The following is a 24,966-nucleotide window of genomic DNA, read 5'->3' as shown; positions in this document are numbered from 1 at the left end:
CGACCCGAAGTTTTTACGCAGGGACACGCCCAAAAGATTTTAAAAAGTAGTTGAAGAAAATAAAAATATTAAAAAATAAAGCGAGAGTGATTCTAGAGCATTCAAGCCGAGTAAGTTGAATTGAAATTTTAAAAATAATCATTAAATCAAAATAAAATGAAGAAGTTAATAATCACATTAGTAGTAGTATTGGTATCAAGTCCGTTTTTTGCACAAGGAGCATTTGATAAATTTGACGGACAAGATGATGTAACGTCAATAGTTGTAAATAAAAAAATGTTCGAATTGATGAGTAAAGTAAAAGTAGACACTTCGGATAAAGAGGCGCAACAATACATGAACTTGATCAAGAAATTGGATAATTTGAAAGTGTTTACTACTCAAAGTGTCCGTGTTGAAGGCGAAATGAAAGCAACTGCCGACAAATACATTAAAACTGCAGGTTTGGAAGAATTGATGCGTGTGAATGACAAAGGCAGAAATATCAAAATCATGGTGAAATCTGGAGCCAAAGACACCCAAATAAAAGAGTTGTTGATGTTTATAGAAGGCGGAAAAGAAGATGATACTGTTTTGATGTCGTTGACGGGAGATTTCGATTTGAATGAAATTTCGGTTCTAACAGATAAAATGAGAATACCAGGCGGTGATGATTTGAAAAAAGCAACAAAAGGTAAAAAGTAAAATGAGAATCCTATTATTTTTAATCACACTGTTACTCAGTTTGATTTTGGGAAGTTGCAACTCGGAGCCTACTTTGCAAAAATATTTTGTAGAAAATACAGAGAACAAGGACTTTATTGCCTTGGATATTTCCTCAAACATTTTGAATCTTGACAAAGCAAAATTAACGGTGGCCCAAAAGGAAGCCTTGCGATCTTTTGACAAAATGAATGTTTTGGCTTTCAAATTAAATGACAAAAACAAAGCGCAATTTGAAACAGAACGTGCAAAGGTTAATTTGATTCTGAAAGACACCGTTTATCAACAATTAATTAAATTTGGTTCTGGAAAAGAAGGAGCTTCTGTAAGTTATGTAGGATCAGACGATCACATCAATGAATTTGTCTTTTTTGCTAATAAAAAAGATGCTGGTTTTGCTGTCGTGAGAGTTTTAGGAAAAGATATGAACCCAACGAATATTATGAATATGATTTCGGTTTTGCAAGAATCCAAAATAGATTTGGAACAATTGAAACCCTTGCAGGAATTGATAAAAAAATAGGTTTGAATTTAATTTTAAAAAAGCGTTTCGATTGATTTCGAGACGCTTTTTTTATGGCATATCAATACTCACTTCATTTTTTTTCAATCTTAAGATTTAAAAAAATGTTGTATTTTTAAATTTATATGTTTAAATTTGTTGTAATATTTTAAACCTATAGGTTGATGAAAAATACAAAGCAACAATTAATATTAGATCAAACGGATAGAAAATTAATTACTTTTCGTTCGCTTCAATCGGTTATTATACCACCAAAAGGTTGGATTAATACTTTTCGGACTGCCTTGAAAATGTCATTGCGGCAATTGGGAAATAGAATGAATTTCACCGCTCAAAACATTAAACAAATGGAAGAGCGTGAGGTAAATGGGACTATTTCTGTTAATTCTTTGCAGCAAGTGGCTCGTGCTTTGGATATGAAATTGGTTTACGGTTTTGTGTCAAAACACGAAAGTTTGGAACAAATGATTGAGAAAAGAGCTAATGAAATTGCTCGTGAAATTGTAATGCGAACAAATAATTCCATGACATTGGAGGACCAGCAAAATTCTGAGGAACGCATCAAAAAAGCTATTGCCCAAAAAACGGTTGAGATTAAAAATGAAATGCCAAAGTATTTATGGGATTAAAGATTAACTACATTCAAGGTCAAACAGAACTCGATGAGGACGAAAAAGATGGGCTTTTAATTAAATCCATTACAATACGTGAAGAGTTGAATGAGTTTGAGCAACAAAATATAGAGAAAGCAATTCAATGGACATTTGGTCGGAAATTGAAAAAAGAACAATTGCTTTCAGAGAAATTCATAAAAGAACTTCATAAGAAAATGTATGGCGATGTTTGGAAATGGGCAGGGGAATTTAGAAAATCAGAAAAAAATATTGGAGTAAAAAGTTATTTAATTGCTACTGAATTAAGAATACTATTAGATGACTGCTTGTTTTGGATTGATAATAATGTTTACCAACAAGAAGAAATAGCAGTTCGTTTTAAACACAGATTGGTAAGTATCCATTGTTTTGCAAATGGTAATGGGAGGCATTCTAGACTTATAGCAGACTTAATAATGGAGAAATTATTTGTTGGTTCTTTCTTTTCTTGGGGAGGAAATAATTTAGTAAATCAAACGGATTCAATATTAAATTATATAATGGCTATTAAATTGGCAGATGCAAATAAAATTGAATCTTTGATTGAATTTGCAAAATCATGATGTAATAACAGTTACATCTATTTTAGTCCAATAAGCTTATACATTAATAAGCGTCAGAAATTCTCGCATATATTTTAAATTAAAACTCTCGCAAAGGCGCAAAGGCGCAAAGTGATTCGTCCGACCTTAGCGCATTAGCGAGAAAAAAGCTTAACCCTATTTACCCTTGGGAGAAAAACTTCAAACCAGAAAAGTATTTGGGTTAATTTATATTTGGGTTTGAATTTAATTTTAAAAAAGCGTTTCGATTGATTTCGGAGCTCTTTTTTTATGGTAATTTTTGATCTGAATTTGTAAACTCTGCCCAATCGTTTGGAGTGTTTAAATTTTTTAGAATACAGGAATCGGTAACTGCTATTCTTGTTATTTGGGAAGGAATTGTTTTTTTGATTTCCAAATCCAATCGGCTACTTTCATCGGTTGGGTTTAAGAGAAGTAAGGGTTTCCAAAATTCAGAATCTAGCTTTATCGGATGACCATTCTTGCCTTTAAAATTAGGAAGAACAATTTGATTTTGCGCATCGATTATGTTTTGTAGTTCGGCTGGATTCAATATTGGAATATCAATGGGATTAATCAGAACTGATTTGTTTTTGGGTATTTGCTGTAAAACAGTCTGAAGAGTGGAGAAAGAACCTTGTTCTGGTTTCTTATTTATTACAACTCTTATTTTTAAATTTTTATAAAGAACAAAATGCAATTTCGCTTCTGAAAACGAAGGGATTTTGTTTAAATATTCTTCGTAATTATGCCCAAGCCCTATAAAAACTTCGGTAATAGTTGAAATTGCAATTCGGTTTAATTGTTCCAAAATCCAAAAATTTTCCTTGTATAGTAGCAAGCCTTTTGCCATACCCATTCGTTCAGATTTTCCACCAGCCAACAATACAAATACGGTATTATTTTCCATAATAGACTTTCAATAATTCAGAGGCAACACTAATGGCGATTTCTTTAGGGGAATTACCTCCCAAATCCAATCCAATTGGGCAATGAACTGTGGAAATTCCAGCTTTGTAATTCAATTCATTGATCAGTAAGTTATTGAATTTGTTTTTCTTGGTTTTGCTGCCAATCAATCCAATGTATTTGGTTGGTTGATGCAAAGCCAAAGCCGTAATTTCAAAATCGAGTTTATGATCGTGCGTCAAAATAACCACATAACAATTGGATCCCCAGTTTATGTTTTGTTTATAAAGGTCGAAAGGAACTGAACTGTAAGTGACAGTTTGATCAATTTCGATGGTGTTTTTCCAATTTTCTCGAGTATCCAGAAGTGTAATAGAGAATGGCGTATCTTTTAGAACATTGCAAATAGCAACACCTATATGACCTGCACCAAATAAGTATAATTCTGGGGATTGATTCATGGGTTCAATAATTAATTCTACTTTTCCGCCGCAACATTGTTCAAATTCGGGGCCTAAAGTATACGAACATTCTAAGATTTTATTTTCTTGTATAGCACGAACCGCTTCATCGATTACTTGAAATTCTAATTTTCCTCCGCCAATGGTTCCATAGATTTCTTTTTGAAGGGTAACAATCATTTTAGAAGCTACTCTGCAAGGAGCCGAACCCAAAATTTTGGTTACAGTAACGAGTGCAACGGGTTTCTTTTTGCTTTTAAAATCGTGTAATAGTTCAATCCAATTGTTCATTAAGAATAGGTATTCGTTGAGGATTTTTTATTTATAACTAAATTAAACAATAGAATTGTCCGCAAAACTTATCCCGTATTTTTTGCCAAAGATTTCACAGATTTCACAGATTTTTGTAGTGTCAGAAAGGAATCTGTGAAAATCGATTTAATCTGTGGCTAATTTTATTGATTTAGTATTGCTTTGGTTAGGCCTATTAAACTAGATCGTAATCGCTTAACGGTAAATTGTAATATCGTTTTCCTGTTAGTTTAAATATCGCATTGATTATAGCAGGGGCAATAACAGGAACACCTGGCTCCCCTACTCCAGTTGGTTTTTCGGTGCTATCAACAATTTCGACATGTACTTTGGGGGCTTCGTTCATTCGAATCATTCGATAATCACTATAGCTATTTTGTTCGATAGCGCCATCCTTAGCCGTAATTTTCCCGTAGTATGCTAATGACATCCCAAAGATAGCAGCTCCTTCTAATTGGGCTTTTATGGTATCTCTATTGACAGCCGTTCCGCAATCAATAACCGTATAAATGTTATGAACTTTTACTTTATCATCAATCATAGAAACTTCGACTACCGAGGCAACGTAGGAATAAAAACTATATTGAACCGCAAGTCCGTATGCATGTCCTTTGGGTAATGGTCTTCCCCAGTTGGCATTTTTGGCTGCCTTCTTTAAAACATTTTTGAGGCGAGCCGTATTGTATTTAATAGGATCTTTAGTGTCTTCGATACGATCCGCTCCAATTAATTTCAATCGGAATTCCAAAGGATCTTGTTTGGCTGCATGTGCCAATTCATCGGCAAAAACATTGATAGAAAATCCGTGTAGAATATTGATTACCGATCGCATCCAGCCAATTCGAACCATTGCAGGAGCTTTTGCCGATTCAATTTTCATGTTTTTTATATCAAAAGGAACATCTGCAGCTGTGGCAATTTCCCAACCTGCAGGATATTCAGTTCCAGGCTGAAAGGTTGATGCAATCGAAGGAAAAGCAGAACGGTGTAACCAACCGGTAACATTACCTTGATTGTCTAGCGATGCTTTCATATATTGAGAACTCACTGTGTGATAGTAACCATGTTTTATGTCATCTTCCCGTGTCCAAACAACTTGAACTGGAGCATTAATTGCTTTAGAAACCATGACAGCTTCTACAATATAATCTGGTTTTGATTTACGACCAAAGCCACCTCCAAGAAACGTTACATTTATAGTGACTTTATCAATTGTAGTTCCTAGATATGTAAAAACTTCTTCTCTTGCTGTTTGTGGAGATTGGGTTGGAGCCCAAACTTCGCACGTATCTCCTTGCACCCACGCCACAGCATTGGGAACCTCCATAGGTGCATGTGCTAGATGTGGTAATTGAAAAGTACTTTCAACCACTTTTGCTGCTTCCTTAAAAGCTTTACTTATATCCCCCGTTTCTTTTTCAACCTTTCCCGATTTATGTACCCTTTCTGTCAATTCGGTTCTATAGGCATCCGAATCATAACTTTCGTTTTTGCCGTAATTCCATTGTATTTCGAGCGCTTCTTTTCCTTTAAATGCTGCCCAAGTATTTGAAGCGATTACAGCAACACCTCCTAATGGTCCAAAAGGTCTTTCGATTCTTGGAAATTCGATTACATCCTCAACACCGCGAATTTTCATGGCAGCAGTTTTGTTAAAAGATTTGACGGTTCCAAAGGTAACGGGACATCTGGCAATAGCCACAACTTTCATGTTGGGTAAGCGTTTATCAAGACCGTAAATGGCACTTCCGTTTGAAAATTCTTTAACGTCGATACTTTTTAGGGTTTTGCCAATGTATTTGAAATCTTTTGGGTTTTTGTAAGTGATATTTGTTGGAACGGGTAATGTTTTTACTAAATCTACTAATTCTCCAAATCCTATTTTTTTTCCACTAGTATGAATAATAAAGTGATTTTGGGCGGTACATTCACTTTCAGGAACTTGCCATGTTTTTGCAGCAGCAGTAATCAACATCATTCGGGTCATTGCCCCCATTGTACGCATGGTTTCGTAAAAATCAGTTACACTTCTGGAACCATCTGTATTTTGATCTCCATATTTAGCATCTCCGACTGCTTGTTTAACTACAACTCTTTTCCAATCAGCTTCCATTTCATCAGCAACGATAGATGTCATGGAAGTTCGTACTCCATTCCCCATCTCGGATCGCGAGCAAACTATAAAAAGACTTCCATCCGAATTTAATTGAACGAATAGATTGGGATTGAATTCAGCTATGTTTCCATCTTCGGTTTCATTAGAAAATAAAGTATAATTACAAGCTAAGATTAAGCCGCCTGAAGCTAATCCAACATTTTTTATAAAGGTTCTTCTACTTATGTTTTGAATTTCACCCATGCCTATCGTTGTTTTTTAAGAGAAACTGTATGCTTAATGGCACTTTTGATGCGTTGGTACGTTCCACAACGGCAAATATTCCCACTCATGGCATCGTCAATATCTATATCCGACGGATTTTTATTGGAATTAAGTAAAGAAGTAGCGGTTATCAATTGCCCTGGTTGGCAATAGCCGCATTGAGGAACATTAAATTCTTCCCACGCTTTTTGCAATAATTGTAAATTTTCAGAGGTCCCTTCAATAGTAGTTATGCTTTTCCCAATAACGGTTGAAACAGGAGTCAGACATGAATAAGTCGCCACATTATCAATCAATACTTTGCAAGCACCACAGGCACCAATTCCGCATCCAAATTTAGTTCCTGTAAGTCCAATACTGTCTCGAATAGCCCAAAGCAATGGCATATCGGGATCTACATCGAGACTGTATTTCTTTTTATTGATAATAAGTGTAATCATTTGAATGTGATTTTTGCAATTAAGAAGCTGAAAGTTACTATTATTTTTAAACTTTACACTAGGTTTTAAATTAGGATTTTGGGTATTGCTTTTTTTTACAAAAAAAAAAAAAACAGTAACTGAAATTTGGTTACTGTTAATTGAGTCTTATTGAAAGTCTTGTTTAAAATGTTATTTACTTATACTATGATATCGCTCAATACTTTTTTTCGAAATTTGGGAAAGTTTGTATTTAACGAAAAGTTTGTCGAAATAGAGCTTTGATTTTTTAAAATTTTTATTTTCATAATAATAATTGCCAAGCGATTCGAACAATTCAAGGGATTCGTATCCTTTATCGACTATGCGTTCGTATGTTTTGTCAACATCAACAAGTATGTATTTTTGTTTGCTTACACTATCATAACGCACAGTCTGAGAATTGGCATTTGTGATTCCTAAAAACAAAAAGCTAAAACAAAAAAATAAAATCAGTTTAATAGATGAAGTTTTTACAAAATTTTTCATGGGCTACTTTTTCGACAGAACCAAATTTACAACACAATGTATTTTTGACTATTAACGTTTTTATTCCAGTAATATTGTACTCTTCAAATTATTATTAAAAGTATCTAGATTCTGAAAAAAAAATGTTAACCCTATAATTAATAACAGTTTAGACCCAAATAAAAATGGGACAAAGAAGAATATTTCTTCTTTGTCCCATCTAGTGACCACGGTGGGATTTGAACCCACACGCCCTTGCGAGCACCAGCCCCTCAAGCTGGCAAGTCTACCGTTTCTCCACGTGGCCTTTAAAAAAAAAAGGTCAAGTAATAAATTACTCGACCTTTTGTGACCCGACTGGGGCTCGAACCCAGGACCCCATCATTAAAAGTGATGTGCTCTACCAACTGAGCTATCGAGTCAATGCTTCAAGAAAATTATGTGTTGATCACTAAAATTGTGACCCGACTGGGGCTCGAACCCAGGACCCCATCATTAAAAGTGATGTGCTCTACCAACTGAGCTATCGAGTCATATTCTTTCCTTGAATGCGGGTGCAAATATAAGGACTTTTTTTCGAAGTTTCCAAGCATTTTTATTATAAATTTGTCTTTTTTAATCAAATAATCTTAACGCCTTAATTTGTAGAGGCTTATTCAAATGAAAAAAATCATATTATTAGGGTATATGGGTTGCGGGAAGTCGACAATTGCCAATAAGCTATCAGGAAAGATTCAAATTCCGTATGTTGATTTGGATGAATTTATAGAAAAAAAAACAAATTTGACCATAAATCAAATTTTCGAGAACCATGGAGAGATCTATTTTAGAAAATTAGAGCACACTCATTTTGTCGAATTATTGAACCTTCCAGAGGAGATAATTATTGGTTTAGGAGGAGGAACTCCTTGTTATGCCAATAATCATGAATTATTAAAAGGAGATCATGTGACATCAATTTACTTAAAAGCCTCTATAGATACTTTATATAAAAGATTAGTATCAAATAAAGCCAAAAGGCCCCTAATAGCTGATAAAAATGAGGAAGAGATGAGAGAATTTATTGCAAAACATCTGTTTGACAGAAGCTTTTATTACAACCACGCTCAATATAAAGTGAACGTGGATGATAAAACCATTGAAGAAACGGTAAATGATATATTAAATCTACTAACTTAACGTAGCGTAGCTTTCACCGTTTTTTTCAAAAACAACATCAACATGTTCTAAAAGAGAAGTAGAAAGTGATATTCCTTTAAAATCGGCTTTAATAGGGTATTTTTTGTGATTTCTATCGACAAGTACCGCTGTTTTAAACTTTTTTAAAGGAACATCTAAAAAATGTCTGACAGCATATATTAATGTAGTTCCAGAACTCAACACATCATCTACAAGAATCAATCCTTTGTTACTGTATTGTTCTTTTGTCAAAGATGTAGTAATAGGCAATTGAGGATTCTGTTTATCTACGTGTACCTCACATAATGAAATCTTGGCAGGCGAAATAGAAGCTAATGATTGCGCGATTTTTTCAGCAAAAACAAAACCATTTCTAGTAATACCCGCAATTACAATTTCATCATCATCTACAAAAGTTTCATAGATTTGATATGCAATTCTTTTGATAGTATGCTCTATTTGTTGATTCGTTAGGATGATATTTTTACTCATAATATAATGCTGTTTTGTTTTTTCAAAGATAAAAAAGTTAGAAGAAATTAAGTTATTAAATCCAATTCTAAAATTGGAGGCCTAATAAACTAGTCTGTTTCATATTCTTCTATTATTTCATTTCCAAATTCATCAATATCTCTTCTGTCTTTTTTGGTAGGCCTTCCTGTTCCGTTTTTTCTATAATGCTCTTTAGATAATTTTAATAATTCTAAGTGTGCATAAGCTTCTGGAGGTGTTTCGTTTTTCCTGTAAATATCAACAAGTTTAGCACCTACTCGATTATCAGGAATATCAAGTACGGTAATAATTTGTGTAATTTGGTCTTTTCTAAAAGTAATTCTATCGGTAGGAAAAACTTCTTTCGATGGTTTGGCAACAAGGCCATTTACGGTAATATGATTTTTTTTACACGCTTCGGTTACCATGTTTCTGGTCTTGTAATACCGAACACACCATAAATATTTGTCTATTCTCATGAATTTTCTAAAAACGAAGTTAAATACTTTACAAAAGTAAATCATTAATGTATATTTGCGACTTAAACTACACCAAATAATGAGCAAAATTAAGTTTTATTTTATTTTTTTGATCGCTACTGTCATTTCAATAAGTTCATGTAACAAAGATGATAATAATACGGTTGCAACTCCACCTAAACCCTATGCTGAACAATATAATTTAGACATTGTAGCCATAGAAGATTATTTAAAAACAAATTATATTAGCGAAGTAGTAAATCATCCTGGTTTTCCAGATGATCAAGATGTTACTATTAAGAAAATTACAGATGCTGCTATTCAACCCTCTTTATATTCTTATTTGAATAGCCCTACCCTACCAAGATTAACAAGTAGAAATGTAAGTCTACATTCCATTACGTATAAAGTATACACTCTTGTCATTAGGGAAGGTGTAAAAGGAGGAACGCCAGTTTCTGGAGGTGAATATCCTTGTAATGTTGATGGTGTTTTTGCAGGTTACAAAGGAACATTATTGGACGGAACTGTGTTTGATTCCAGTAATAACGGACAAACATTGTTTAACCTGGACGGTACAAGTCATGATGGAGGATCCGGTGTTATTCGTGGTTGGTCAGAAGGTTTTCCTCAATTTAAAACAGGTTGGCTTACTTCTAACACAAACGGGACTGTGTCTTACAATGATTTTGGTGTAGGTGTAATGATTCTTCCTTCTGGTCTAGGATATTATAACAGTAGCCAAACAAAAATCCCTGCTTATTCTCCTTTGGTATTTAGCATAAAATTATATGCATTAAAGAGATACGATCATGATTTAGATGGCATTCCTTCTTTTCAGGAAGATTTAAATGGGGATAGATACATGAACAGTTTTGCAACAGGTGTTCCTAATCCAGATGATACAGATGAAGACGGAATTCCTAATTTCATAGATTTTGATGATGATGGAGATGGTTATGCCACTAGAGGAGAGATCAAAGACATAAATGGAAAGTATTATCCATTTGAAAGTATTCCGGATTGTTCTGGAAAAATACCTACCGATCCAAAGAAAAAAAGACATTTAGATAAAGAATGCCACTTTATGAATCAATAATACTGGCACTATATTACAAAAAAACTGCCCTCAAAAGTATCTTACTCTTGGGGGCAGTTTATTTTTAGAACGAGATGGGATTTTTTATTTATAGCGAAAGATTATTTCGTTTTTATAAAACTACAACCACCACCACAATCGATTTAGTCTATTCAGGCACTTACAACAAGGTTATTTTAAACACAAAACGTAATACAATAAAGCTACTAATTTTAAACTATATCTGCAGGCAATAAAATACTTTCGTAGAATAAATATCCACAACTAAAACGAAACATTCAAACCTACATTAAGCATCCATTGAAATTGATTAAAAGATTGATTTTCTAATGGATTGATGTAATAATTCATCCCTGGTTCAATGAAAAACTTAGTTTTTTTATAGATTTCATATTGCAATGTACTGCTCAACAAAGTTCCATACACATATTCATTTACATTATTATTTTCACCTATAGAATTTCCATTCAATGTAATATCATTGGAGATTAACTTTCCAACAAAACCTCCCGTATTCATAGTGATATTTGCTTTCTTTCTGTTCAAAAGAGCATAAGAAATTTCTAAAGGCATTTCGAAATACTTTAAATTTTGCTTAACATTTCCTTTCTCAAAACCAGTATCTGCATTCGAATTGGAAGCAAACAAATACCCTTCATTATTTGATATAGAAACTAATTCATAATTACTTTTGGATAAATTTGTTAAATTCATATCACTTGCAATTGGTAATGAACCCATTACCAAGCCTGAATAACTTTGTTGATTGTAATACGAAACCCCATCGATTTTTTGACCTAGTTCATTTATTTTAAAACCAGAACTAACCCCCCATTTTTTATTTAATTTATACTTGGTTTTTACACCGTAACCCGAAGTTTGTTGAGATGCCACAGTATTCCCCAATGCTTTTTGATTGTTATAATTCTGAGAACTCATCACTCCAGCAAACACTTGAAGAGACCATTTATCTACTATTTCAGAAACCTTTTCTTTTGTTTTTTTGGTCTTTTCTTTATCCAATTGTACTAAAGCATTTTCTAATTGAGCCACTTCTGAATTGATTTTATTTAGCGAATCTTTAGAATTTGTTGTTACTGCTTTTGAATTATTGAAATTTGATTTTGAAACGGTAGTGTTTCTGATGTTTTCAACTATTTTCGCATTCCCTTTTGAATTACTAACTTGGATAGACTTATCAATTGCTAATTCTGATTTTGAAATTGCATCTTCATTTATTACCATTTCTTTATTGCTATTCGAAACTGAAATGGTATTATTTTGATCTTTTAAAGCAACTTTTGTATTGTTTTTTGAATTAACAACTGGAACAGATTTTTCAATTATTAGCTTTGATTTAAAGGCAGCTGCTGTTAAATTTTGATTCACAACTAATGCATTAGATTTTGAATCTTCTTTACCATTTTTATTCAAATTATTAAGTCCTAAATCTTTTTCCGTTTTAGAAGAATTATTGGAAACTATGGCAATTTGATTATTGGAATGTATTTGGTTTTTATTTAAACTGCCTTTAGCCTTTTCTTTAGCATTATTGTCTTTGTTTTCTTTTTTAGCGCTTTTGTTATTAGAATTACTACTATTTTGAAAACTCTTATCATTATTCCTATCCAATTTTCCCTTTGAATTGTCTTGTAAAACAACTTCATTAGTATTATTTTCCAAATTTAATTCAAGATCATTTTGCTGATTGGAATTAAAATACAAAGCAGTAGAAACGGCAAGTCCAACCAATAAACTGGCCGCAATCGACCACCAGATGATAGCACGTTTTTTCTTTTTTGGCTTATCTAATTGTGTTTCTATTTTATCCCATAATTCAGGAGGCGGAATACTGGAGTAGTTTTCCAATGAAGAAAAAATAGATTTTGCTTTTTTATTTTTCATGCAATTTTAAAATTTAAGACCATCAAAATTCTTTTTTTCAAAATACCTTTGGCTCTATTCAAATTTGATTTTGATGTACCTTCGGTAATTTCAAGTAGCTTAGCAATTTCTTTATGTTTCATTTTCTCAAACACAAATAAATTGAAAACCATTCGGTATTGATCTGGCAATTCTTGTATGTATTCTAACAACTTGTTTTGTTCGATGGGAACTAATTCTAATTCCTCTTCTTCTATAATATCCGTATCAAAAACATCTAGAAACAAAACATCTTTTTTTCTTTTTTTGAGCGTTTCCAAAAGTTTATTGATAAAAATTCTCTTGATCCAACCTTCAAAACTTCCTTCAAATTTGAATTGCTCCATTTTTTGAAAAGCAATAACAAAAGCTTCTTGAAAAACATCTTTGGCATCGTCTTCATTTCGCATATACTTCAGACACAGCCCATATAAAACAGGAGAAAACAGCTGATAAATTTTCAGCTGTGCTTCCCGGTCGTTTTCGACACACTTTCGAATATATGTTTCTAAATTTTCTTTCAAGAAATAAGATTGAAAAAGTTATTTTTTTCTTTTGAATGCTATTCTATTCTCTTTTTCAATTGAATCTCTAAATGCAATTTTTTGATTGTTTTGAAAAATATTTTCTGCATTAAAATTTGCAAAGTCATCCTCAATAAAAATAGGCATAACTTCTTTAGTTTTGTCAAAATTGTTTACGGTTTTCTTAAGAGGTTTCGTTTCACCTAAATCTGTAAAAATAAAAATTTTCCAAGCCCAACTGTTCATAATCTCTTTTTTATTCCATTTGACCTTTCCATTATAATCAGAAGTACAGCTGCAAAAAGTAAAAATCACGAACAGAATTATAATTGAATTTTTCATATTTTCAAAATAGTTTAAAGGTTATACAGCGACTATGCTTTTGATTATCAACATTTATTTTTACAATCCTAAGAAAACCGTATTAAAACAGATTTTTAAATTTTACCTTTCAACTCAACAATCTTGTCCTGAATAATTTTCTTAAAAGCTAAAATGTTTTCATTTTGATCTACAGAATTGTTATTATCCAAAAATACCTTTGTTACAACATCTCCTTGATGCAATTCAAAATATACTCCACCTTGGTCAGCTGAGTCTGGCGATCCGAATGTTTTAGTCTGACCTTTCAAATTTTTAATCTCTACAGGAATTTTAGAATAAAAACTGGCCAAATCATCTTTATACGCCAATGATTTATAACGTAATTCATTAAAATCATACAAACCATAGGTTACATTCAGATAACGAAGTACCTTTTGACTATCCATCCTGAAAAAAGTTAAACACTCATTTCCAACGCATTGACCATAATAAGTCCCAATAACTATATAATCATTATTTTTATACACCTTTTGAAAAGCAATTGGTTTATTCGATTTTGGAAGCACTACATAATCGGACGGGTAAGTCAACAAGGTTGTTACCACTTCATCTTTTTTAGGCTCCGTTTCAAAATACTGCACTACAATTTGGCAGTCATCTTCCTGAATGGATTGGATTTTTATTCCGAATCCTCCTGTAGGTTTTGGTCCTGCAAAAAGGCCCAGGATTCTTTTTTGAGTAAAATCAGGTAAGGAAACATTAACCGTTGGGCAAGTATTGAATATTTTCAAAAGATCTTCGTTCGAGTTTATAATCACGAAGGATGATTGTTTTGGATTTTCTTTCAATAGGCCACAATAAGTAAAACTTTCGAAAGGAGTATTGGAAACTGCCCCACAATTCTGTACACTATCATTTGATATATCTGTACAAGAAAAAAAAACAACAGTAACAAACAGTAGTAAAAAATATTTATTCATAATTCATTAAGTTTAAGTATAACGATAAGATTAGCAAATAGAAAAAAGGTTGCGTTGTTTTAAAAAAAAAGGTTTTACTTTATTTAAAAGAAATTAAAATAATTGTGAAATATCAATTTAAAAAATTAAGTACTACGTATTAATGCGTACTTTTACTTTTTTTAAAATGTATTTTTATGTCTACTATCCTCTCTTTATTATTGGTTTTTGTTATTGCACTTTTAATTGGTGTATTTATGGGTAAACTTATTTTTTCGGCACGTTTTCAGTCAGAAAAAGTAAGCTTAGAAGAAAAATTAATTGCTCTACATTCTCAGATTATTCAACAAAAAGAACAGTTTTTATTAGACAAAAACGCAACCGAAAAGCAACTGGAACTTTCAAAAACCGAAAAAGAAACGATTAGAATTGAGAAAGATAGTCTTGCTATCCAACTTTCAAAAAAAGAAGTCGATTTTGAAAATCTTTGGGAACGCAACAAAGAACAAAAAGAAGAAGTTGAAAAACTACAAGAAAAATTCACCAAAGAATTTGAGAACCTTGCCAATAAAATATTAGAAGAAAAATCGAATAAGTTTACGGAGCAAAACAAAGAAAACATGAAAAATATCTTGTCGCCACTCCAAGATAAAATTCAGTTATTCGAAAAGAAAGTTGAAGATACTCATAAAGAAAGCATTGACTATCATGCTGCATTACGCCAACAAATACTGGGTCTACGCGAAATGAACATTCAAATGAGTAAGGAGACCATCAATTTGACCAAAGCACTAAAAGGCGATAGCAAAATGCAAGGAAACTGGGGCGAACTGGTTCTGGAGCGTGTTCTCGAAAAATCGGGATTGGAAAAAGGACGCGAATACGAAGTACAACAAAGTCATATTACCGAAGATGGAAATCGTGTATTTCCAGACGTTGTGATCAATTTACCCGATGGCAAAAAAATGGTTGTCGATTCTAAAGTTTCATTAACTGCTTATGAAAAATACATTAATGAAGATGATGATGAAACGGCAAAAACACGTTATTTAAAAGAGCATGTCAATTCGATAAAACTTCATGTAGAACAGTTGGGAAACAAAAATTACCAAGATTTGTACCAAATAGAAAGTCCTGATTTTGTTTTGCTTTTTATTCCGATGGAACCTGCATTTGCGATAGCTCTCAATGAAGATACCTCTTTGTACAATAAAGCATTCGAAAAAAACATAGTAATCGTCACTCCTTCTACCCTATTGGCCACTTTGCGTACAATTGATAGCATGTGGGCCAACCAAAAACAACAGGAAAATGCTTTTGAAATTGCGCGTCAAGCGGGTGCATTATACGATAAATTTGAAGGTTTTGTGGCCGATTTAATCAAGATTGGCAAAAAAATTGACGAAAGCAAAGTTGAATATGGCGCTGCTATGAATAAACTCGTGGAAGGAAAAGGAAATCTTATCACCAGTGTCGAAAAACTTAAAAAAATGGGAGCCAAAGCCAAAAAAGCACTACCCGAAAGTATTTTAAAAAGAGCCGACATCGACGAAAATTCACTCTTAAATTAATTCAAATATGAAAAAAATTCTAGCTATCATAATAGCATTATTGACCATTGGTTTTCTAAGTTATTTTGCCTTTATCTATTATGTTCCCGTTAGTGAAGGCATTCGATCGGGAGAATTAATCCGATTAAGTCACAAAGGAGTCATCATCAAAACCTGGGAAGGAGAATTAAGTCAAGGAATTTCTGGTGCTCAAATTTTTAAATTTTCTATTTTAGACAGTGATAAAGAAGTTATAGAAACCATGAAAAACCTTCAAGGACAATATGTCAAACTCACTTATGTAGAAAAATACCGAACTTTTTCTTGGTGGGGAGAGACTCGATATTTTATTAAAACGATACAAAAAGAAAAATCACCCTTTGACCAAAAATAATCTATGGAAAAAAGATACAAAACTGTTGCCTCATCCCATGTCAGTATTTCGGTATTAATGCTGCCTTCGCACACCAATTTTAGCGGTAAAATTCATGGTGGATATATTTTATCATTACTGGATCAAATAGCCTTTGCTTGCGGATCCAAATTTTCTGGTAACTACTGCGTAACGGCTTCGGTAGATACTGTTAATTTTCTAAAACCAATTGAAGTAGGCGAATTGGTAACCATGAAAGCCTCCGTTAATTATGTTGGAAAAAGTTCTATGGTTGTTGGTATTCGAGTTGAAGCAGAAAACATTCAAACAGGAATAAAGAAACACTGTAACTCCTCTTATTTTACGATGGTTTCCAAAGATAACGAAGGTAATAGTGTACCTGTTCCTGGCTTAATATTATCAAACTTTGAAGACATAAAACGATTTTGCAATGCTTTAAAACAAATTGCGTTGAAAAAAGAAAAAGACTTGCATGAAGAGGTGTTTAATTACACATCCAAAGAAACCATGGAAACACTTAAAAAATACAATGTACAGATTAATTTAGATTAGCTCTTTTTTTTAAAAGATTCTAAGTTATTGAGATACTAAGTTTCTAAATCAGAACTAGGTTAGTAAGTTAATTAAGAGTCCACACAACAAAATCTTAGAAACTTAGATTCTAAAAAAATAGCCAACATCAAAAGTCCAGTACTTATGATGTGGCTATTTTTTTTTAGCGTTATTTTAAGACTAATGTTATTTATAAATCGTAACTTTAGAAGTGAACCTTTAATAGAACGATTATGAAAAAAATTACTCTATTAGTATTGACTTTTATTTTTGCAACTGCAACTGCTCAAGAAAAATTAACGACTTCTAAATGTACCATCTCTTTTGAAGCATCGGTACCTTTATTTGAAGCTGTCGAAGCCAAAAATGAAACAGTTGGATGTGAATTATATCCTAAAAAATCTCAAATTAACTTCACTGTAAACATAAAAGAATTTGAATTTAAAAGGGATTTAATGAAAGAACATTTTAATAGCAATTATATGGAAAGTGACCGCTATCCAAAGGCCACCTTTAAGGGAATAATTGAAAAATTTGATTTGAATATTATAACCGAACAAGAAAAAGATTTTTTGATAAAAGGAAAACTAACTATCCACGGTCAAACGAGACTGATTGCTGTAAATGCTAAAATAAGAAAAGCAAATACTGGAATACAAATAACCAGTCTATTTACATTGAATACAGACGACTTTAACATCGAAATACCGAGTATTGTAATTGCTAAAATTTCTAAAAAAGTGAATACCCGAATTGATTGTATCGTAAACTAAATTCACCTATTATTTTAAACAATCTTTTATTGCTGCTGTAAGATTTTTGAATTTAAATCGAAATCCTAAACTTTTTACTTTATCCGAAGAAACCCTTCTTCCTGTCAAAACAATACAGGCCATCTCTCCCATTCCCAATCGTATCAAAAAAGCAGGGACTTTTGGCAACCACATTTTAAACCCAAAAGCATTTGACAATGTTTTGGAAAATTTAGAATTAGTTGTACTATCATTTATGGTGGCATTATAAGCGCCTACCATTTTGTTGTTTTCAATAGCTTCAAGATAGATCATACACAAATCATACACATGAATCCAAGGCATGTATTGTTTGCCACTACCCAATGCACTTCCTAAACCACGTTTAAAAAGAGGGTTCAATTTATTTAAAATCCCATCCTCTTTACCCAAAACTAAACCAGTTCGAATTTTTACAGTTCGAATTCCCAAATTACTTATCAAATCAGCTGATTTCTCCCATTCTTGACAAACTGAACCTATAAAATCATTGGCAGGTAATGTGTTTTCGGTACAAATACCTTGCCCATTAATGGCTCCATAATATCCAATTCCAGATGCCGAAACAAATGCCTCTACCTTTTTATTATGCTTTTTTAAAACGGAACCAATTAATTGAGCAGATTGAGTTCTACTCTCTACTATTTCTTGCTTGCGTTTATCTGTCCATCTTTTGGCTGCTATATTCTCTCCCGCCAAATGAATTATAAAATCTGCATTGAGTACAGCAGCTTCATCAATTTTTTGAGAGGCAACATCCCAAATATAATAAGAAATTCCTTCAGTATTTAGTTTACTGTTTCTGGTAAGTATTGAAACAGAATAACCGCTATCCAATAACAATTTAGTTAATTCTTTTCCAATAAAACCAGTACCTCCCGTTATTAATATATTCTTTTTCATTACGATATAAATTTGGGTAATCAATTATGACTATGCAAATATAAGTTAATATTTTGTTTAACGTTATTAATAATACGTTAAACATACATATCTTTATACTCAAATAAAAAAAACTAAAATGGCAACTAAAAAATCCCCTTTATCCAAAGATCAAATTGTGTCCATGTATATGAACTATACATTAGAACATAATGAAAAACCGAAATCTGTATTTCATTTTTCTAAAGTGAATGGTTTTACAGAAGCTGAATTCTATACTTTTTTTGGTACGCTGGAAAGTATTGAAAAAGAAATATTTAATGTATTCTTTGATAAAACAATCGAGTTGTTGCAGAAAGACGATAATTACGAAAGTTACGACATGAAAACCAAACTCTTGAGTTTTTACTTTACTTTCTTCGAATTAATCACTGCTAATAGAAGCTATGTATTGATGACTTTGAAACAGCATCAAAATCAACTAAAAAACCTGATGATCTTAACTGAGTTTAGAAATAAATTCAAAGATTACATCTCGGAAATAATTACAGATGATTTTCGTATAAAAATTGAAAAATTGCAGCAATACCAAGAAAAAGTATTAACCGAATCGTTTTGGGTTCAATTTTTATTAACCTTAAAATTTTGGATGGAAGATTCTTCCCCTTCATTTGAAAAAACGGATATCTATATCGAAAAATCGGTAAAAGTTTCCTTCGAATTAATAGACATTACACCAATTGACAGCTTACTAGATTTTGGAAAATTCATTTTCAAAGAAAAAATAAACAACAAATAATGAAAACAATAGATTATATACCAACATCCAAAATCGAAAGAGCTTCAAAACTAGTACAAACAGGTGCCAAAGTAGGCGTGAATTATTTGAAGTATTATGGAGAAAAAATGGTCAATTCTGATTTAACTCGGGATAAACTCAATGAAAATAATGCCGAAGATATTTATGATGGCTTGAAAAGTTTGAAAGGAAGTGCACTCAAAGTAGCCCAAATGCTAAGCATGGACAAAAGTTTCCTACCACAGGCTTACGTTGAGAAATTTTCGCTATCACAGTTTTCAGTTCCACCTCTTTCAGCTCCATTGGTTTTAAAAACTTTCAAATCCAATTTAGGAAAAACACCTTATGAAATTTTTGACGAATTCAATGCCAATTCAGTAAATGCAGCCAGTATTGGTCAAGTGCATATTGCCATGAAAAACGGCAAAAAACTGGCGGTTAAAATTCAATATCCTGGTGTTGCCAATAGTATTTCTTCGGATTTGGCTTTGGTAAAACCCATTGCCATCCGAATGTTTAATCTGCAAGGAAAAGACTCTGATAAGTATTTTAAAGAAGTGGAAGACAAGTTGATTGAAGAAACCAATTACATACTCGAACTCGACCAAAGTCGTGAAGTGGTTGCTGCTTGCAAAAAAATTGAGCATTTAGTTTTCCCGGAGTATTACCCTGAATTCTCCTCCGAAAAAATCATTACAATGGACTGGATGACTGGAATTCATCTTTCTGAATTTACAGCCAAAAACGAAAATCAAGAATTGGGAAACCAACTAGGACAAGCGTTATGGGATTTTTACATGTATCAAATTCATATTTTGAAAAAAGTACATGCTGACCCGCATCCCGGTAATTTTTTGGTTAACGATAATCATCAATTGGTAGCTTTGGATTTTGGTTGTATGAAGAAGATTCCAAATGATTTTTATATACCGTATTTCGAATTGGTAGATCCAAAAATACTCGACAATCCAAAATTATTCAATCAGAAACTTTTTGAATTAGAAATTTTAAGAGTTGATGATTCTGCAGAAGAAATTGTCTATTTCACCCAAATGTTTTATGATCTATTGTCTCTTTTCACCCAGCCTTTTCAGGGAGAAACCTTTGATTTTTCGGATCCGGAATTTTTTGGAAATATTGCCCAACTCGGAGAACGATTTTCAAAAGATACCAACTTAAGAAAAATGAATGGCAATAGAGGTTCCAAACATTTTATTTACATGAATCGTACGTTTTTTGGACTGTACAATTTGTTATTTGATTTAAAAGCCAACATCGTGGTGAATCAATATAAAAAATACGAATAACGGTTTGAAAAAATCTGAGTTGCCGTCAAAAATTTGTTTGGTATGTAAACTTCCTTTTAGCTGGCGCAAAAAATGGAAAAAAGAATGGGATGACGTAAAATATTGTAGCGAAAAATGCAGGAGAAACAAAATCATTAGCAAATAAAATGAGCACTACTAAAAGTCATATCAATATCGTTTGGTTCAAAAGAGATCTTCGTTTGCAAGACAACGAAGCTGTATTTAATGCCCTTCAGTCCAAAACACCGTCCTTATTATTGTATGTTTTTGAAAATTCATTACAAAAGGATGGCCATTATAGCGAGAGACATTGGAACTTTATCAAACAATCCATTCAAGACATCAACCAACAATTGCTGCCATTTAACACAAAAATCCTAAGCGTTTCAGGAGAAGTAATTTCAATTATCAATTCAATACAAGAAATTTATAAAATTGACACTGTATTTTCTCATCAGGAAACAGGTATCAAAATTACTTATGAAAGAGACAAATCGTTTAAACGCTTTTGCAAAAATAATTTCATCCAATGGAAAGAAAATACCAACAATGGCATTTTTAGAGCTTTAGAAAATAGAAAAAACTGGGTAAAACTTTGGGAAGATTATATGAATTCCAAACAATTTTCTTTTGAAGCGACTTCCCAAAATTTCTTGCCTCTTGAGAACATTCAAATTTTAGAAAATAGTTTTGAAACCGTTCCATTGGAAACCATTCCAAATACTATTTTTCAAAAAGGAGGAAGTATTATGGCAAACAAATATTTAGAAAGTTTTTTTGCCAATCGGTATTTGGATTACAACCGTAACATTTCGAAACCATTGTTAGCCCGAAAAAGTTGCAGCCGTTTATCTCCTTATATTGCTTGGGGCAATTTATCATCAAGGCAAGTATTGCAACAAGCCGCCAATTTTCGATTCATCTGTACAGACAAAAAACAAATCGACTCCTTTGTCTCCAGATTAACCTGGCAAGCCCATTTTATACAAAAATTTGAAATGGAAGAAGTTATGGAATTTGAAAGCGTAAACAAAGGCTATCATACTTTAAAAAAGAAAATAAATGATACCTTTATTGATGCTTGGAAAATGGGGCAAACAGGTTTCCCAATAATAGATGCTTGTATGCGATGCTTGAACGAAACGGGGTATTTGAATTTTAGAATGCGTGCTATGGTCGTTTCCTTTTTTACCCATAATCTTTGGCAACCATGGCAAGAAGCCACCCAACATTTATCCCAAATGTTTTTGGATTTTGAACCTGGGATTCATTTTCCGCAATTGCAAATGCAAGCAGGAGAAACTGGAATCAATATGTTGCGCATCTACAATCCCTTAAAAAATAGTTTAGAACACGATCCTAATGCAGAATTTATAAAAAAATGGGTTCCGGAATTAAGAGAACTTCCTATTCCTTTTGCACACAATCCATCAAAAATGACTTTTTTAGACCAAAAGTTTTGCAATTTTGATTTAGGTGTAGATTATCCAAAACCCATCGTTAATATTGACAGAACTCGAAAACACGCTAGTGATTTTTTGTGGGACATGAAAAAAAATCCTCTTGTGAAAGAAGAAAACAATAGGATTTTAAAACTACATACCATGACCGATGTAGGTGATAGTGATTAAAATTATAAAAAATACTATACAAACGATTGATATGAATTCTAAAAATAACTTAACCACAACAGAAATAGACCGAATCATAGAAATGGCTTGGGAGGACCGAACCACTTTTGACGCAATTTTGATCCAATTTGGTTTAAAAGAACAAGAAGTCATCAACCTCATGCGTACCGAAATGAAGCCCTCCAGTTTCAAAATGTGGCGCGAACGCGTGCAAGGCCGAAAAACAAAACACGAGAAATTAAGAAACTTTCAAGAAGGTCGCTTCAAATGTTCGAGACAAAGACAAATTAATGGCAATAAAATAGCAAAAAGATAAATTAAGAAAAATATGCGAAACATAGTAATCATTGGCGGAAGCAAAGGAATTGGAAGTGCTATCCTATTGCAACAATTGCAAAACAATATTGTGTATAACATCAGTCGAACGGCTCCTGACATCACACACCCCAACTTAATTCATTACCCCATTTCGATTCTTGAAGACGATTTACCTGAAATCGAAACCGTGGATGTTCTTATTTATTGTCCGGGTTCCATTACACTAAAACCTATTTTGAGTTTGAATCTGGACGATTTTAGAAATGATTTTGAAATTAACGTAATTGGTGCTGTAAAAGCGATTCAGAAATATTTACCCGCCCTAAAAAATGGAAACAATCCTTCGATCGTATTATTTAGTACCGTTGCGGCCAAATTGGGAATGCCTTTTCACGCCAGTATCGCTACCGCAAAAGCAGGAATCGAAGGATTGGTAAAATCACTCGGTGCCGAATTGGCCTCGGTGGTTCGAGTTAATGCCATTGCTCCTACTATTACCGAAACTTCGCTTTCGGCCAATATCCTTAGAAACGACCGCATGAAAGAAAACATGATGGAACGCCACCCTATGAAAAGTTACTTAAAGCCCAATGAAGTGGCCGAAATGGCGAATTACTTAATCTCCGAAAATGCCAAATCCATTTCAGGACAAGTTTTTGAAATGGATTATGGAATCGTAAGTTTTAAATTATAAGAACATGCAAATTCTTTTAACAGGTGCAACTGGATATGTAGGCAAGCGACTTTTACCGATTTTGGTCGAACAAGGTCATGACGTTATTTGCTGTGTGCGGGACAAACAGCGTTTTTTTTGTCCAAAAGAATTTGAAAAAAAGGTAAAAATCATCGAAGTTGATTTCTTAAAAAAAGAAACTTTAGAAAATATCCCCAATGACATCGATGCCGCTTATTATTTAATTCATTCGATGTCGGGATCGGCCAGTAATTATGATGAATTAGAACATCTTTCGGCTGAAAATTTTGTTGACAGAATCAATCAGACAAAAGCCAAACAAGTTATTTATTTAAGCGGAATTGTCAACGACAAATCGCTATCCAAACACCTATCGTCCCGAAAAGCAGTAGAACAGGTTTTGAATACTGGAACTTTTGCAACAACTACATTAAGAGCTGGAATTATCGTAGGTTCAGGAAGTGCCTCCTTTGAAATTATTCGGGATTTGGTTCAAAAACTACCGGTAATGGTTACCCCAAAATGGCTGAACACCAAATGCCAACCCATAGCCATTGCCGATGTTTTGGATTTTTTGACAAAATCACTTTTAAACCCATTGACCTACAACCAAAGCTTTGATATCGGTGGGCCCGACATTCTTACTTACAAAGAAATGCTTTTGGGTTTTGCCAAAGCCATCCATCTCAAAAGATATATTTACACCATACCCGTGATGACCCCCAAGTTATCCTCTTACTGGTTGTATTTTGTAACCTCAACCTCCTATAAATTAGCATCTGCATTGGTGAGCAGTATGAAAGTCGAAGTGATTTGCCGAGACAACAGCATCAACACTATTTTGAATAGCACTCCCATGCCTTATGAAATGGCACTTTCCAAAGCCTTGGTAAAAATAGACAATGACACGATAATTTCGAGTTGGAAAGATTCTATGATAAGCGGTCAATTCATAGGGAATGTTGGTGATTATCTCAAAGTGCCCAAGAAAAACTGTTTTATCGACCGAAGAAAAATGGTTATTCAGAACCGAGCTTTTACCATCAACCAGATTTGGTCTATTGGTGGTGAAACGGGCTGGTATTACGGTGATTGGTTGTGGGATTTACGCGGATTCATCGATAAGCTTTTTGGAGGTGTCGGTTCACGTAGAGGGCGTACCAACAAACACGATATTCATGCTGGCGATGCACTAGACTTTTGGCGGGTTTTATACGCCAACAAAGACGAAGGTAAACTCATTCTCTATGCCGAAATGAAACTACCCGGCGAAGCTTGGCTCGAATTCAAAATCATCAACAACACTTTGTATCAATCGGCAACTTTTAGACCCGAAGGCATTTGGGGAAAATTGTATTGGTATTCTGTTTTGCCTTTTCACGGTTTTATTTTCAAAGGAATGCTGAATAAATTGATCCGATAACTTCTTTTTTTGCTAAAAATAAGCCTTTTCAAAATCATTTGGGCGTGACCCCATTGAGCAAAGGGGCTTACCTAGAGTACCGCTTATTTGCCCCTTTGCTCAACGGCGTCGTGCTGTCCGCGTTACTTCGGTAACTAGCTCCCATCACTCACGCAGAACACAACACCTTCAAGGAAAATGACATAATTTTATTTTCAAAAAAAGGTTTGGTGAAATT

At 33.2% G+C, this 24,966-nt stretch carries 29 protein-coding genes and 3 tRNA genes; 17 read left to right on the top strand and 15 right to left on the bottom strand.

Going from position 1 to position 24,966, the window contains the following annotated elements:
• Window positions 1-156: 156 nt before the first annotated feature.
• The 4 genes from OYT91_RS00620 to OYT91_RS00605 all read left to right on the top strand — a co-directional run bounded on the left by OYT91_RS00620 (window position 157) and on the right by OYT91_RS00605 (window position 2,441).
• On the top strand, window positions 157-684 hold the full coding sequence (locus OYT91_RS00620) for a GFO_1090 family protein (RefSeq protein ID WP_281239082.1): 528 nt from the start codon (window positions 157-159) through the stop codon (window positions 682-684).
• A 1-nt stretch (window position 685) separates the two neighbouring features.
• The gene (locus tag OYT91_RS00615) at window positions 686-1,225 is read left to right on the top strand and encodes a GFO_1091 family lipoprotein (protein WP_281239081.1); all 540 of its coding nucleotides are present in this window, start codon (window positions 686-688) and stop codon (window positions 1,223-1,225) included.
• Window positions 1,226-1,389: 164 nt separating this feature from the next.
• Window positions 1,390-1,854 (top strand): mobile mystery protein A, encoded by a 465-nt coding sequence (locus OYT91_RS00610; RefSeq protein WP_281239080.1) that lies wholly within the window; start codon window positions 1,390-1,392, stop codon window positions 1,852-1,854.
• Window positions 1,845-2,441, top strand: coding sequence for a mobile mystery protein B (locus OYT91_RS00605; protein ID WP_281239079.1), 597 nt, complete (start codon window positions 1,845-1,847; stop codon window positions 2,439-2,441). Before OYT91_RS00610 ends, OYT91_RS00605 begins: the two co-directional genes overlap by 10 nt.
• Before the next feature lie 268 nt (window positions 2,442-2,709).
• On the opposite strand, the gene OYT91_RS00600 is transcribed toward OYT91_RS00605, so the two are convergent.
• The 8 genes from OYT91_RS00600 to OYT91_RS00565 form a co-directional block, all read right to left on the bottom strand.
• Complete coding sequence (locus OYT91_RS00600) at window positions 2,710-3,351, bottom strand: nucleotidyltransferase family protein (RefSeq protein WP_281239078.1); 642 nt, start codon at window positions 3,349-3,351, stop codon at window positions 2,710-2,712.
• The gene (gene xdhC / locus OYT91_RS00595; protein WP_281239077.1) at window positions 3,341-4,102 is read right to left on the bottom strand and encodes a xanthine dehydrogenase accessory protein XdhC; all 762 of its coding nucleotides are present in this window, start codon (window positions 4,100-4,102) and stop codon (window positions 3,341-3,343) included. Before xdhC ends, OYT91_RS00600 begins: the two co-directional genes overlap by 11 nt.
• A 196-nt stretch (window positions 4,103-4,298) precedes the next feature.
• Window positions 4,299-6,482, bottom strand: a complete 2,184-nt coding sequence (locus tag OYT91_RS00590; RefSeq protein WP_281239076.1) for a xanthine dehydrogenase family protein molybdopterin-binding subunit — start codon at window positions 6,480-6,482, stop codon at window positions 4,299-4,301.
• A gap of 2 nt (window positions 6,483-6,484) precedes the next feature.
• Complete coding sequence (locus tag OYT91_RS00585) at window positions 6,485-6,943, bottom strand: (2Fe-2S)-binding protein (RefSeq protein WP_281239075.1); 459 nt, start codon at window positions 6,941-6,943, stop codon at window positions 6,485-6,487.
• 171 nt (window positions 6,944-7,114) lie between these two features.
• Window positions 7,115-7,450: a hypothetical protein gene (locus OYT91_RS00580; RefSeq protein ID WP_281239074.1), complete on the bottom strand. Its 336-nt coding sequence runs from the start codon at window positions 7,448-7,450 to the stop codon at window positions 7,115-7,117.
• 203 nt (window positions 7,451-7,653) lie between these two features.
• A tRNA-Leu gene (locus OYT91_RS00575) sits at window positions 7,654-7,736 on the bottom strand.
• 42 nt (window positions 7,737-7,778) lie between these two features.
• Window positions 7,779-7,851, bottom strand: a tRNA-Lys gene (locus tag OYT91_RS00570).
• Between the two features lie 38 nt (window positions 7,852-7,889).
• Window positions 7,890-7,962, bottom strand: a tRNA-Lys gene (locus OYT91_RS00565).
• 127 nt (window positions 7,963-8,089) lie between these two features.
• Here OYT91_RS00565 and OYT91_RS00560 point away from each other — a divergent pair.
• The gene (locus OYT91_RS00560; RefSeq protein WP_281239073.1) at window positions 8,090-8,608 is read left to right on the top strand and encodes a shikimate kinase; all 519 of its coding nucleotides are present in this window, start codon (window positions 8,090-8,092) and stop codon (window positions 8,606-8,608) included.
• Here the strand turns inward: OYT91_RS00560 and OYT91_RS00555 are convergent.
• Complete coding sequence (locus tag OYT91_RS00555; protein ID WP_269223544.1) at window positions 8,600-9,100, bottom strand: phosphoribosyltransferase family protein; 501 nt, start codon at window positions 9,098-9,100, stop codon at window positions 8,600-8,602. The genes OYT91_RS00560 and OYT91_RS00555 overlap by 9 nt on opposite strands.
• Before the next feature lie 89 nt (window positions 9,101-9,189).
• Complete coding sequence (locus tag OYT91_RS00550; protein ID WP_281239072.1) at window positions 9,190-9,579, bottom strand: RNA-binding S4 domain-containing protein; 390 nt, start codon at window positions 9,577-9,579, stop codon at window positions 9,190-9,192.
• Between the two features lie 79 nt (window positions 9,580-9,658).
• On the opposite strand from OYT91_RS00550, the gene bamM reads away from it, so the two are divergent.
• A complete protein-coding gene (gene bamM, locus OYT91_RS00545) occupies window positions 9,659-10,678 on the top strand; it encodes a BamM family beta-barrel-assembly machinery protein (RefSeq protein ID WP_281239071.1) in 1,020 nt (339 codons plus the stop codon).
• Window positions 10,679-10,942: 264 nt separating this feature from the next.
• Here bamM and OYT91_RS00540 read toward each other — a convergent pair whose 3' ends face one another.
• The 4 genes from OYT91_RS00540 to OYT91_RS00525 all read right to left on the bottom strand — a co-directional run bounded on the left by OYT91_RS00540 (window position 10,943) and on the right by OYT91_RS00525 (window position 14,429).
• Window positions 10,943-12,583 carry a hypothetical protein gene (locus OYT91_RS00540; protein ID WP_281239070.1) on the bottom strand — a complete coding sequence of 547 codons (1,641 nt, stop codon included), beginning with the start codon at window positions 12,581-12,583 and terminating at the stop codon, window positions 10,943-10,945.
• Window positions 12,580-13,125 (bottom strand): RNA polymerase sigma factor, encoded by a 546-nt coding sequence (locus OYT91_RS00535; protein ID WP_281239069.1) that lies wholly within the window; start codon window positions 13,123-13,125, stop codon window positions 12,580-12,582. The genes OYT91_RS00540 and OYT91_RS00535 overlap by 4 nt, the downstream gene beginning before the upstream one ends.
• Before the next feature lie 18 nt (window positions 13,126-13,143).
• Window positions 13,144-13,467, bottom strand: coding sequence for a hypothetical protein (locus tag OYT91_RS00530; protein WP_281239068.1), 324 nt, complete (start codon window positions 13,465-13,467; stop codon window positions 13,144-13,146).
• 95 nt (window positions 13,468-13,562) lie between these two features.
• Window positions 13,563-14,429: a protease complex subunit PrcB family protein gene (locus tag OYT91_RS00525; protein WP_281239067.1), complete on the bottom strand. Its 867-nt coding sequence runs from the start codon at window positions 14,427-14,429 to the stop codon at window positions 13,563-13,565.
• 176 nt (window positions 14,430-14,605) lie between these two features.
• Between OYT91_RS00525 and OYT91_RS00520 the strand changes: the two genes are divergently transcribed.
• From OYT91_RS00520 to OYT91_RS00505, 4 genes are all read left to right on the top strand, one after another.
• Window positions 14,606-15,979, top strand: a complete 1,374-nt coding sequence (locus OYT91_RS00520) for a DNA recombination protein RmuC (RefSeq protein WP_269223551.1) — start codon at window positions 14,606-14,608, stop codon at window positions 15,977-15,979.
• Between the two features lie 7 nt (window positions 15,980-15,986).
• Window positions 15,987-16,352, top strand: a complete 366-nt coding sequence (locus OYT91_RS00515) for a 6-phosphogluconate dehydrogenase (protein WP_269223552.1) — start codon at window positions 15,987-15,989, stop codon at window positions 16,350-16,352.
• 3 nt (window positions 16,353-16,355) lie between these two features.
• The gene (locus OYT91_RS00510; RefSeq protein WP_269223553.1) at window positions 16,356-16,904 is read left to right on the top strand and encodes an acyl-CoA thioesterase; all 549 of its coding nucleotides are present in this window, start codon (window positions 16,356-16,358) and stop codon (window positions 16,902-16,904) included.
• A gap of 233 nt (window positions 16,905-17,137) precedes the next feature.
• Window positions 17,138-17,677 carry a YceI family protein gene (locus tag OYT91_RS00505; protein ID WP_269223554.1) on the top strand — a complete coding sequence of 180 codons (540 nt, stop codon included), beginning with the start codon at window positions 17,138-17,140 and terminating at the stop codon, window positions 17,675-17,677.
• A gap of 9 nt (window positions 17,678-17,686) precedes the next feature.
• Here OYT91_RS00505 and OYT91_RS00500 read toward each other — a convergent pair whose 3' ends face one another.
• Window positions 17,687-18,598: a TIGR01777 family oxidoreductase gene (locus tag OYT91_RS00500; protein ID WP_281239066.1), complete on the bottom strand. Its 912-nt coding sequence runs from the start codon at window positions 18,596-18,598 to the stop codon at window positions 17,687-17,689.
• A 118-nt stretch (window positions 18,599-18,716) separates the two neighbouring features.
• Here OYT91_RS00500 and OYT91_RS00495 point away from each other — a divergent pair, with 118 nt between their 5' ends.
• Genes OYT91_RS00495 through OYT91_RS00465 form a run of 7 tightly spaced genes read left to right on the top strand, consistent with a single transcriptional unit; the run spans window position 18,717 to window position 24,749 of the window.
• Complete coding sequence (locus OYT91_RS00495; protein WP_281239065.1) at window positions 18,717-19,376, top strand: TetR family transcriptional regulator C-terminal domain-containing protein; 660 nt, start codon at window positions 18,717-18,719, stop codon at window positions 19,374-19,376.
• A complete protein-coding gene (locus tag OYT91_RS00490) occupies window positions 19,376-20,683 on the top strand; it encodes an ABC1 kinase family protein (RefSeq protein WP_281239064.1) in 1,308 nt (435 codons plus the stop codon). Before OYT91_RS00495 ends, OYT91_RS00490 begins: the two co-directional genes overlap by 1 nt.
• Before the next feature lie 4 nt (window positions 20,684-20,687).
• Window positions 20,688-20,828 (top strand): DUF2256 domain-containing protein, encoded by a 141-nt coding sequence (locus OYT91_RS00485; protein ID WP_269223558.1) that lies wholly within the window; start codon window positions 20,688-20,690, stop codon window positions 20,826-20,828.
• Window position 20,829: 1 nt separating this feature from the next.
• On the top strand, window positions 20,830-22,314 hold the full coding sequence (locus OYT91_RS00480; protein WP_281239063.1) for a cryptochrome/deoxyribodipyrimidine photo-lyase family protein: 1,485 nt from the start codon (window positions 20,830-20,832) through the stop codon (window positions 22,312-22,314).
• A gap of 31 nt (window positions 22,315-22,345) precedes the next feature.
• The gene (locus OYT91_RS00475; RefSeq protein WP_269223560.1) at window positions 22,346-22,630 is read left to right on the top strand and encodes a TIGR03643 family protein; all 285 of its coding nucleotides are present in this window, start codon (window positions 22,346-22,348) and stop codon (window positions 22,628-22,630) included.
• A 12-nt stretch (window positions 22,631-22,642) separates the two neighbouring features.
• Entirely contained in the window at window positions 22,643-23,326 is a 684-nt protein-coding gene (locus OYT91_RS00470; protein ID WP_281239062.1) for an SDR family NAD(P)-dependent oxidoreductase, read from the top strand.
• Between the two features lie 4 nt (window positions 23,327-23,330).
• Window positions 23,331-24,749, top strand: a complete 1,419-nt coding sequence (locus OYT91_RS00465; protein WP_281239061.1) for an SDR family oxidoreductase — start codon at window positions 23,331-23,333, stop codon at window positions 24,747-24,749.
• Window positions 24,750-24,966: the final 217 nt, after the last annotated feature.

This window comes from Flavobacterium praedii, assembly GCF_026810365.1.
Lineage (GTDB): Bacteria > Bacteroidota > Bacteroidia > Flavobacteriales > Flavobacteriaceae > Flavobacterium > Flavobacterium praedii.
This window is presented reverse-complemented; position numbering and strand designations above follow the sequence as displayed.

Excerpts from the sequence above, each read along its gene's own strand:
- OYT91_RS00620 (WP_281239082.1), top strand. The coding sequence starts at position 157 with ATGAAGAAGTTAATAATCACATTAGTAGTAGTATTGGTATCAAGTCCG.
- OYT91_RS00615 (WP_281239081.1), top strand. The coding sequence starts at position 686 with ATGAGAATCCTATTATTTTTAATCACACTGTTACTCAGTTTGATTTTG.
- OYT91_RS00610 (WP_281239080.1), top strand. The coding sequence starts at position 1,390 with ATGAAAAATACAAAGCAACAATTAATATTAGATCAAACGGATAGAAAA.
- OYT91_RS00605 (WP_281239079.1), top strand. The coding sequence starts at position 1,845 with ATGGGATTAAAGATTAACTACATTCAAGGTCAAACAGAACTCGATGAG.
- OYT91_RS00600 (WP_281239078.1), bottom strand. The coding sequence starts at position 3,351 with ATGGAAAATAATACCGTATTTGTATTGTTGGCTGGTGGAAAATCTGAA.
- xdhC (WP_281239077.1), bottom strand. The coding sequence starts at position 4,102 with ATGAACAATTGGATTGAACTATTACACGATTTTAAAAGCAAAAAGAAA.
- OYT91_RS00590 (WP_281239076.1), bottom strand. The coding sequence starts at position 6,482 with ATGGGTGAAATTCAAAACATAAGTAGAAGAACCTTTATAAAAAATGTT.
- OYT91_RS00585 (WP_281239075.1), bottom strand. The coding sequence starts at position 6,943 with ATGATTACACTTATTATCAATAAAAAGAAATACAGTCTCGATGTAGAT.
- OYT91_RS00580 (WP_281239074.1), bottom strand. The coding sequence starts at position 7,450 with ATGAAAAATTTTGTAAAAACTTCATCTATTAAACTGATTTTATTTTTT.
- OYT91_RS00560 (WP_281239073.1), top strand. The coding sequence starts at position 8,090 with ATGAAAAAAATCATATTATTAGGGTATATGGGTTGCGGGAAGTCGACA.
- OYT91_RS00555 (WP_269223544.1), bottom strand. The coding sequence starts at position 9,100 with ATGAGTAAAAATATCATCCTAACGAATCAACAAATAGAGCATACTATC.
- OYT91_RS00550 (WP_281239072.1), bottom strand. The coding sequence starts at position 9,579 with ATGAGAATAGACAAATATTTATGGTGTGTTCGGTATTACAAGACCAGA.
- bamM (WP_281239071.1), top strand. The coding sequence starts at position 9,659 with ATGAGCAAAATTAAGTTTTATTTTATTTTTTTGATCGCTACTGTCATT.
- OYT91_RS00540 (WP_281239070.1), bottom strand. The coding sequence starts at position 12,583 with ATGAAAAATAAAAAAGCAAAATCTATTTTTTCTTCATTGGAAAACTAC.
- OYT91_RS00530 (WP_281239068.1), bottom strand. The coding sequence starts at position 13,467 with ATGAAAAATTCAATTATAATTCTGTTCGTGATTTTTACTTTTTGCAGC.
- OYT91_RS00525 (WP_281239067.1), bottom strand. The coding sequence starts at position 14,429 with ATGAATAAATATTTTTTACTACTGTTTGTTACTGTTGTTTTTTTTTCT.
- OYT91_RS00520 (WP_269223551.1), top strand. The coding sequence starts at position 14,606 with ATGTCTACTATCCTCTCTTTATTATTGGTTTTTGTTATTGCACTTTTA.
- OYT91_RS00515 (WP_269223552.1), top strand. The coding sequence starts at position 15,987 with ATGAAAAAAATTCTAGCTATCATAATAGCATTATTGACCATTGGTTTT.
- OYT91_RS00510 (WP_269223553.1), top strand. The coding sequence starts at position 16,356 with ATGGAAAAAAGATACAAAACTGTTGCCTCATCCCATGTCAGTATTTCG.
- OYT91_RS00505 (WP_269223554.1), top strand. The coding sequence starts at position 17,138 with ATGAAAAAAATTACTCTATTAGTATTGACTTTTATTTTTGCAACTGCA.
- OYT91_RS00500 (WP_281239066.1), bottom strand. The coding sequence starts at position 18,598 with ATGAAAAAGAATATATTAATAACGGGAGGTACTGGTTTTATTGGAAAA.
- OYT91_RS00495 (WP_281239065.1), top strand. The coding sequence starts at position 18,717 with ATGGCAACTAAAAAATCCCCTTTATCCAAAGATCAAATTGTGTCCATG.
- OYT91_RS00490 (WP_281239064.1), top strand. The coding sequence starts at position 19,376 with ATGAAAACAATAGATTATATACCAACATCCAAAATCGAAAGAGCTTCA.
- OYT91_RS00480 (WP_281239063.1), top strand. The coding sequence starts at position 20,830 with ATGAGCACTACTAAAAGTCATATCAATATCGTTTGGTTCAAAAGAGAT.
- OYT91_RS00475 (WP_269223560.1), top strand. The coding sequence starts at position 22,346 with ATGAATTCTAAAAATAACTTAACCACAACAGAAATAGACCGAATCATA.
- OYT91_RS00470 (WP_281239062.1), top strand. The coding sequence starts at position 22,643 with ATGCGAAACATAGTAATCATTGGCGGAAGCAAAGGAATTGGAAGTGCT.
- OYT91_RS00465 (WP_281239061.1), top strand. The coding sequence starts at position 23,331 with ATGCAAATTCTTTTAACAGGTGCAACTGGATATGTAGGCAAGCGACTT.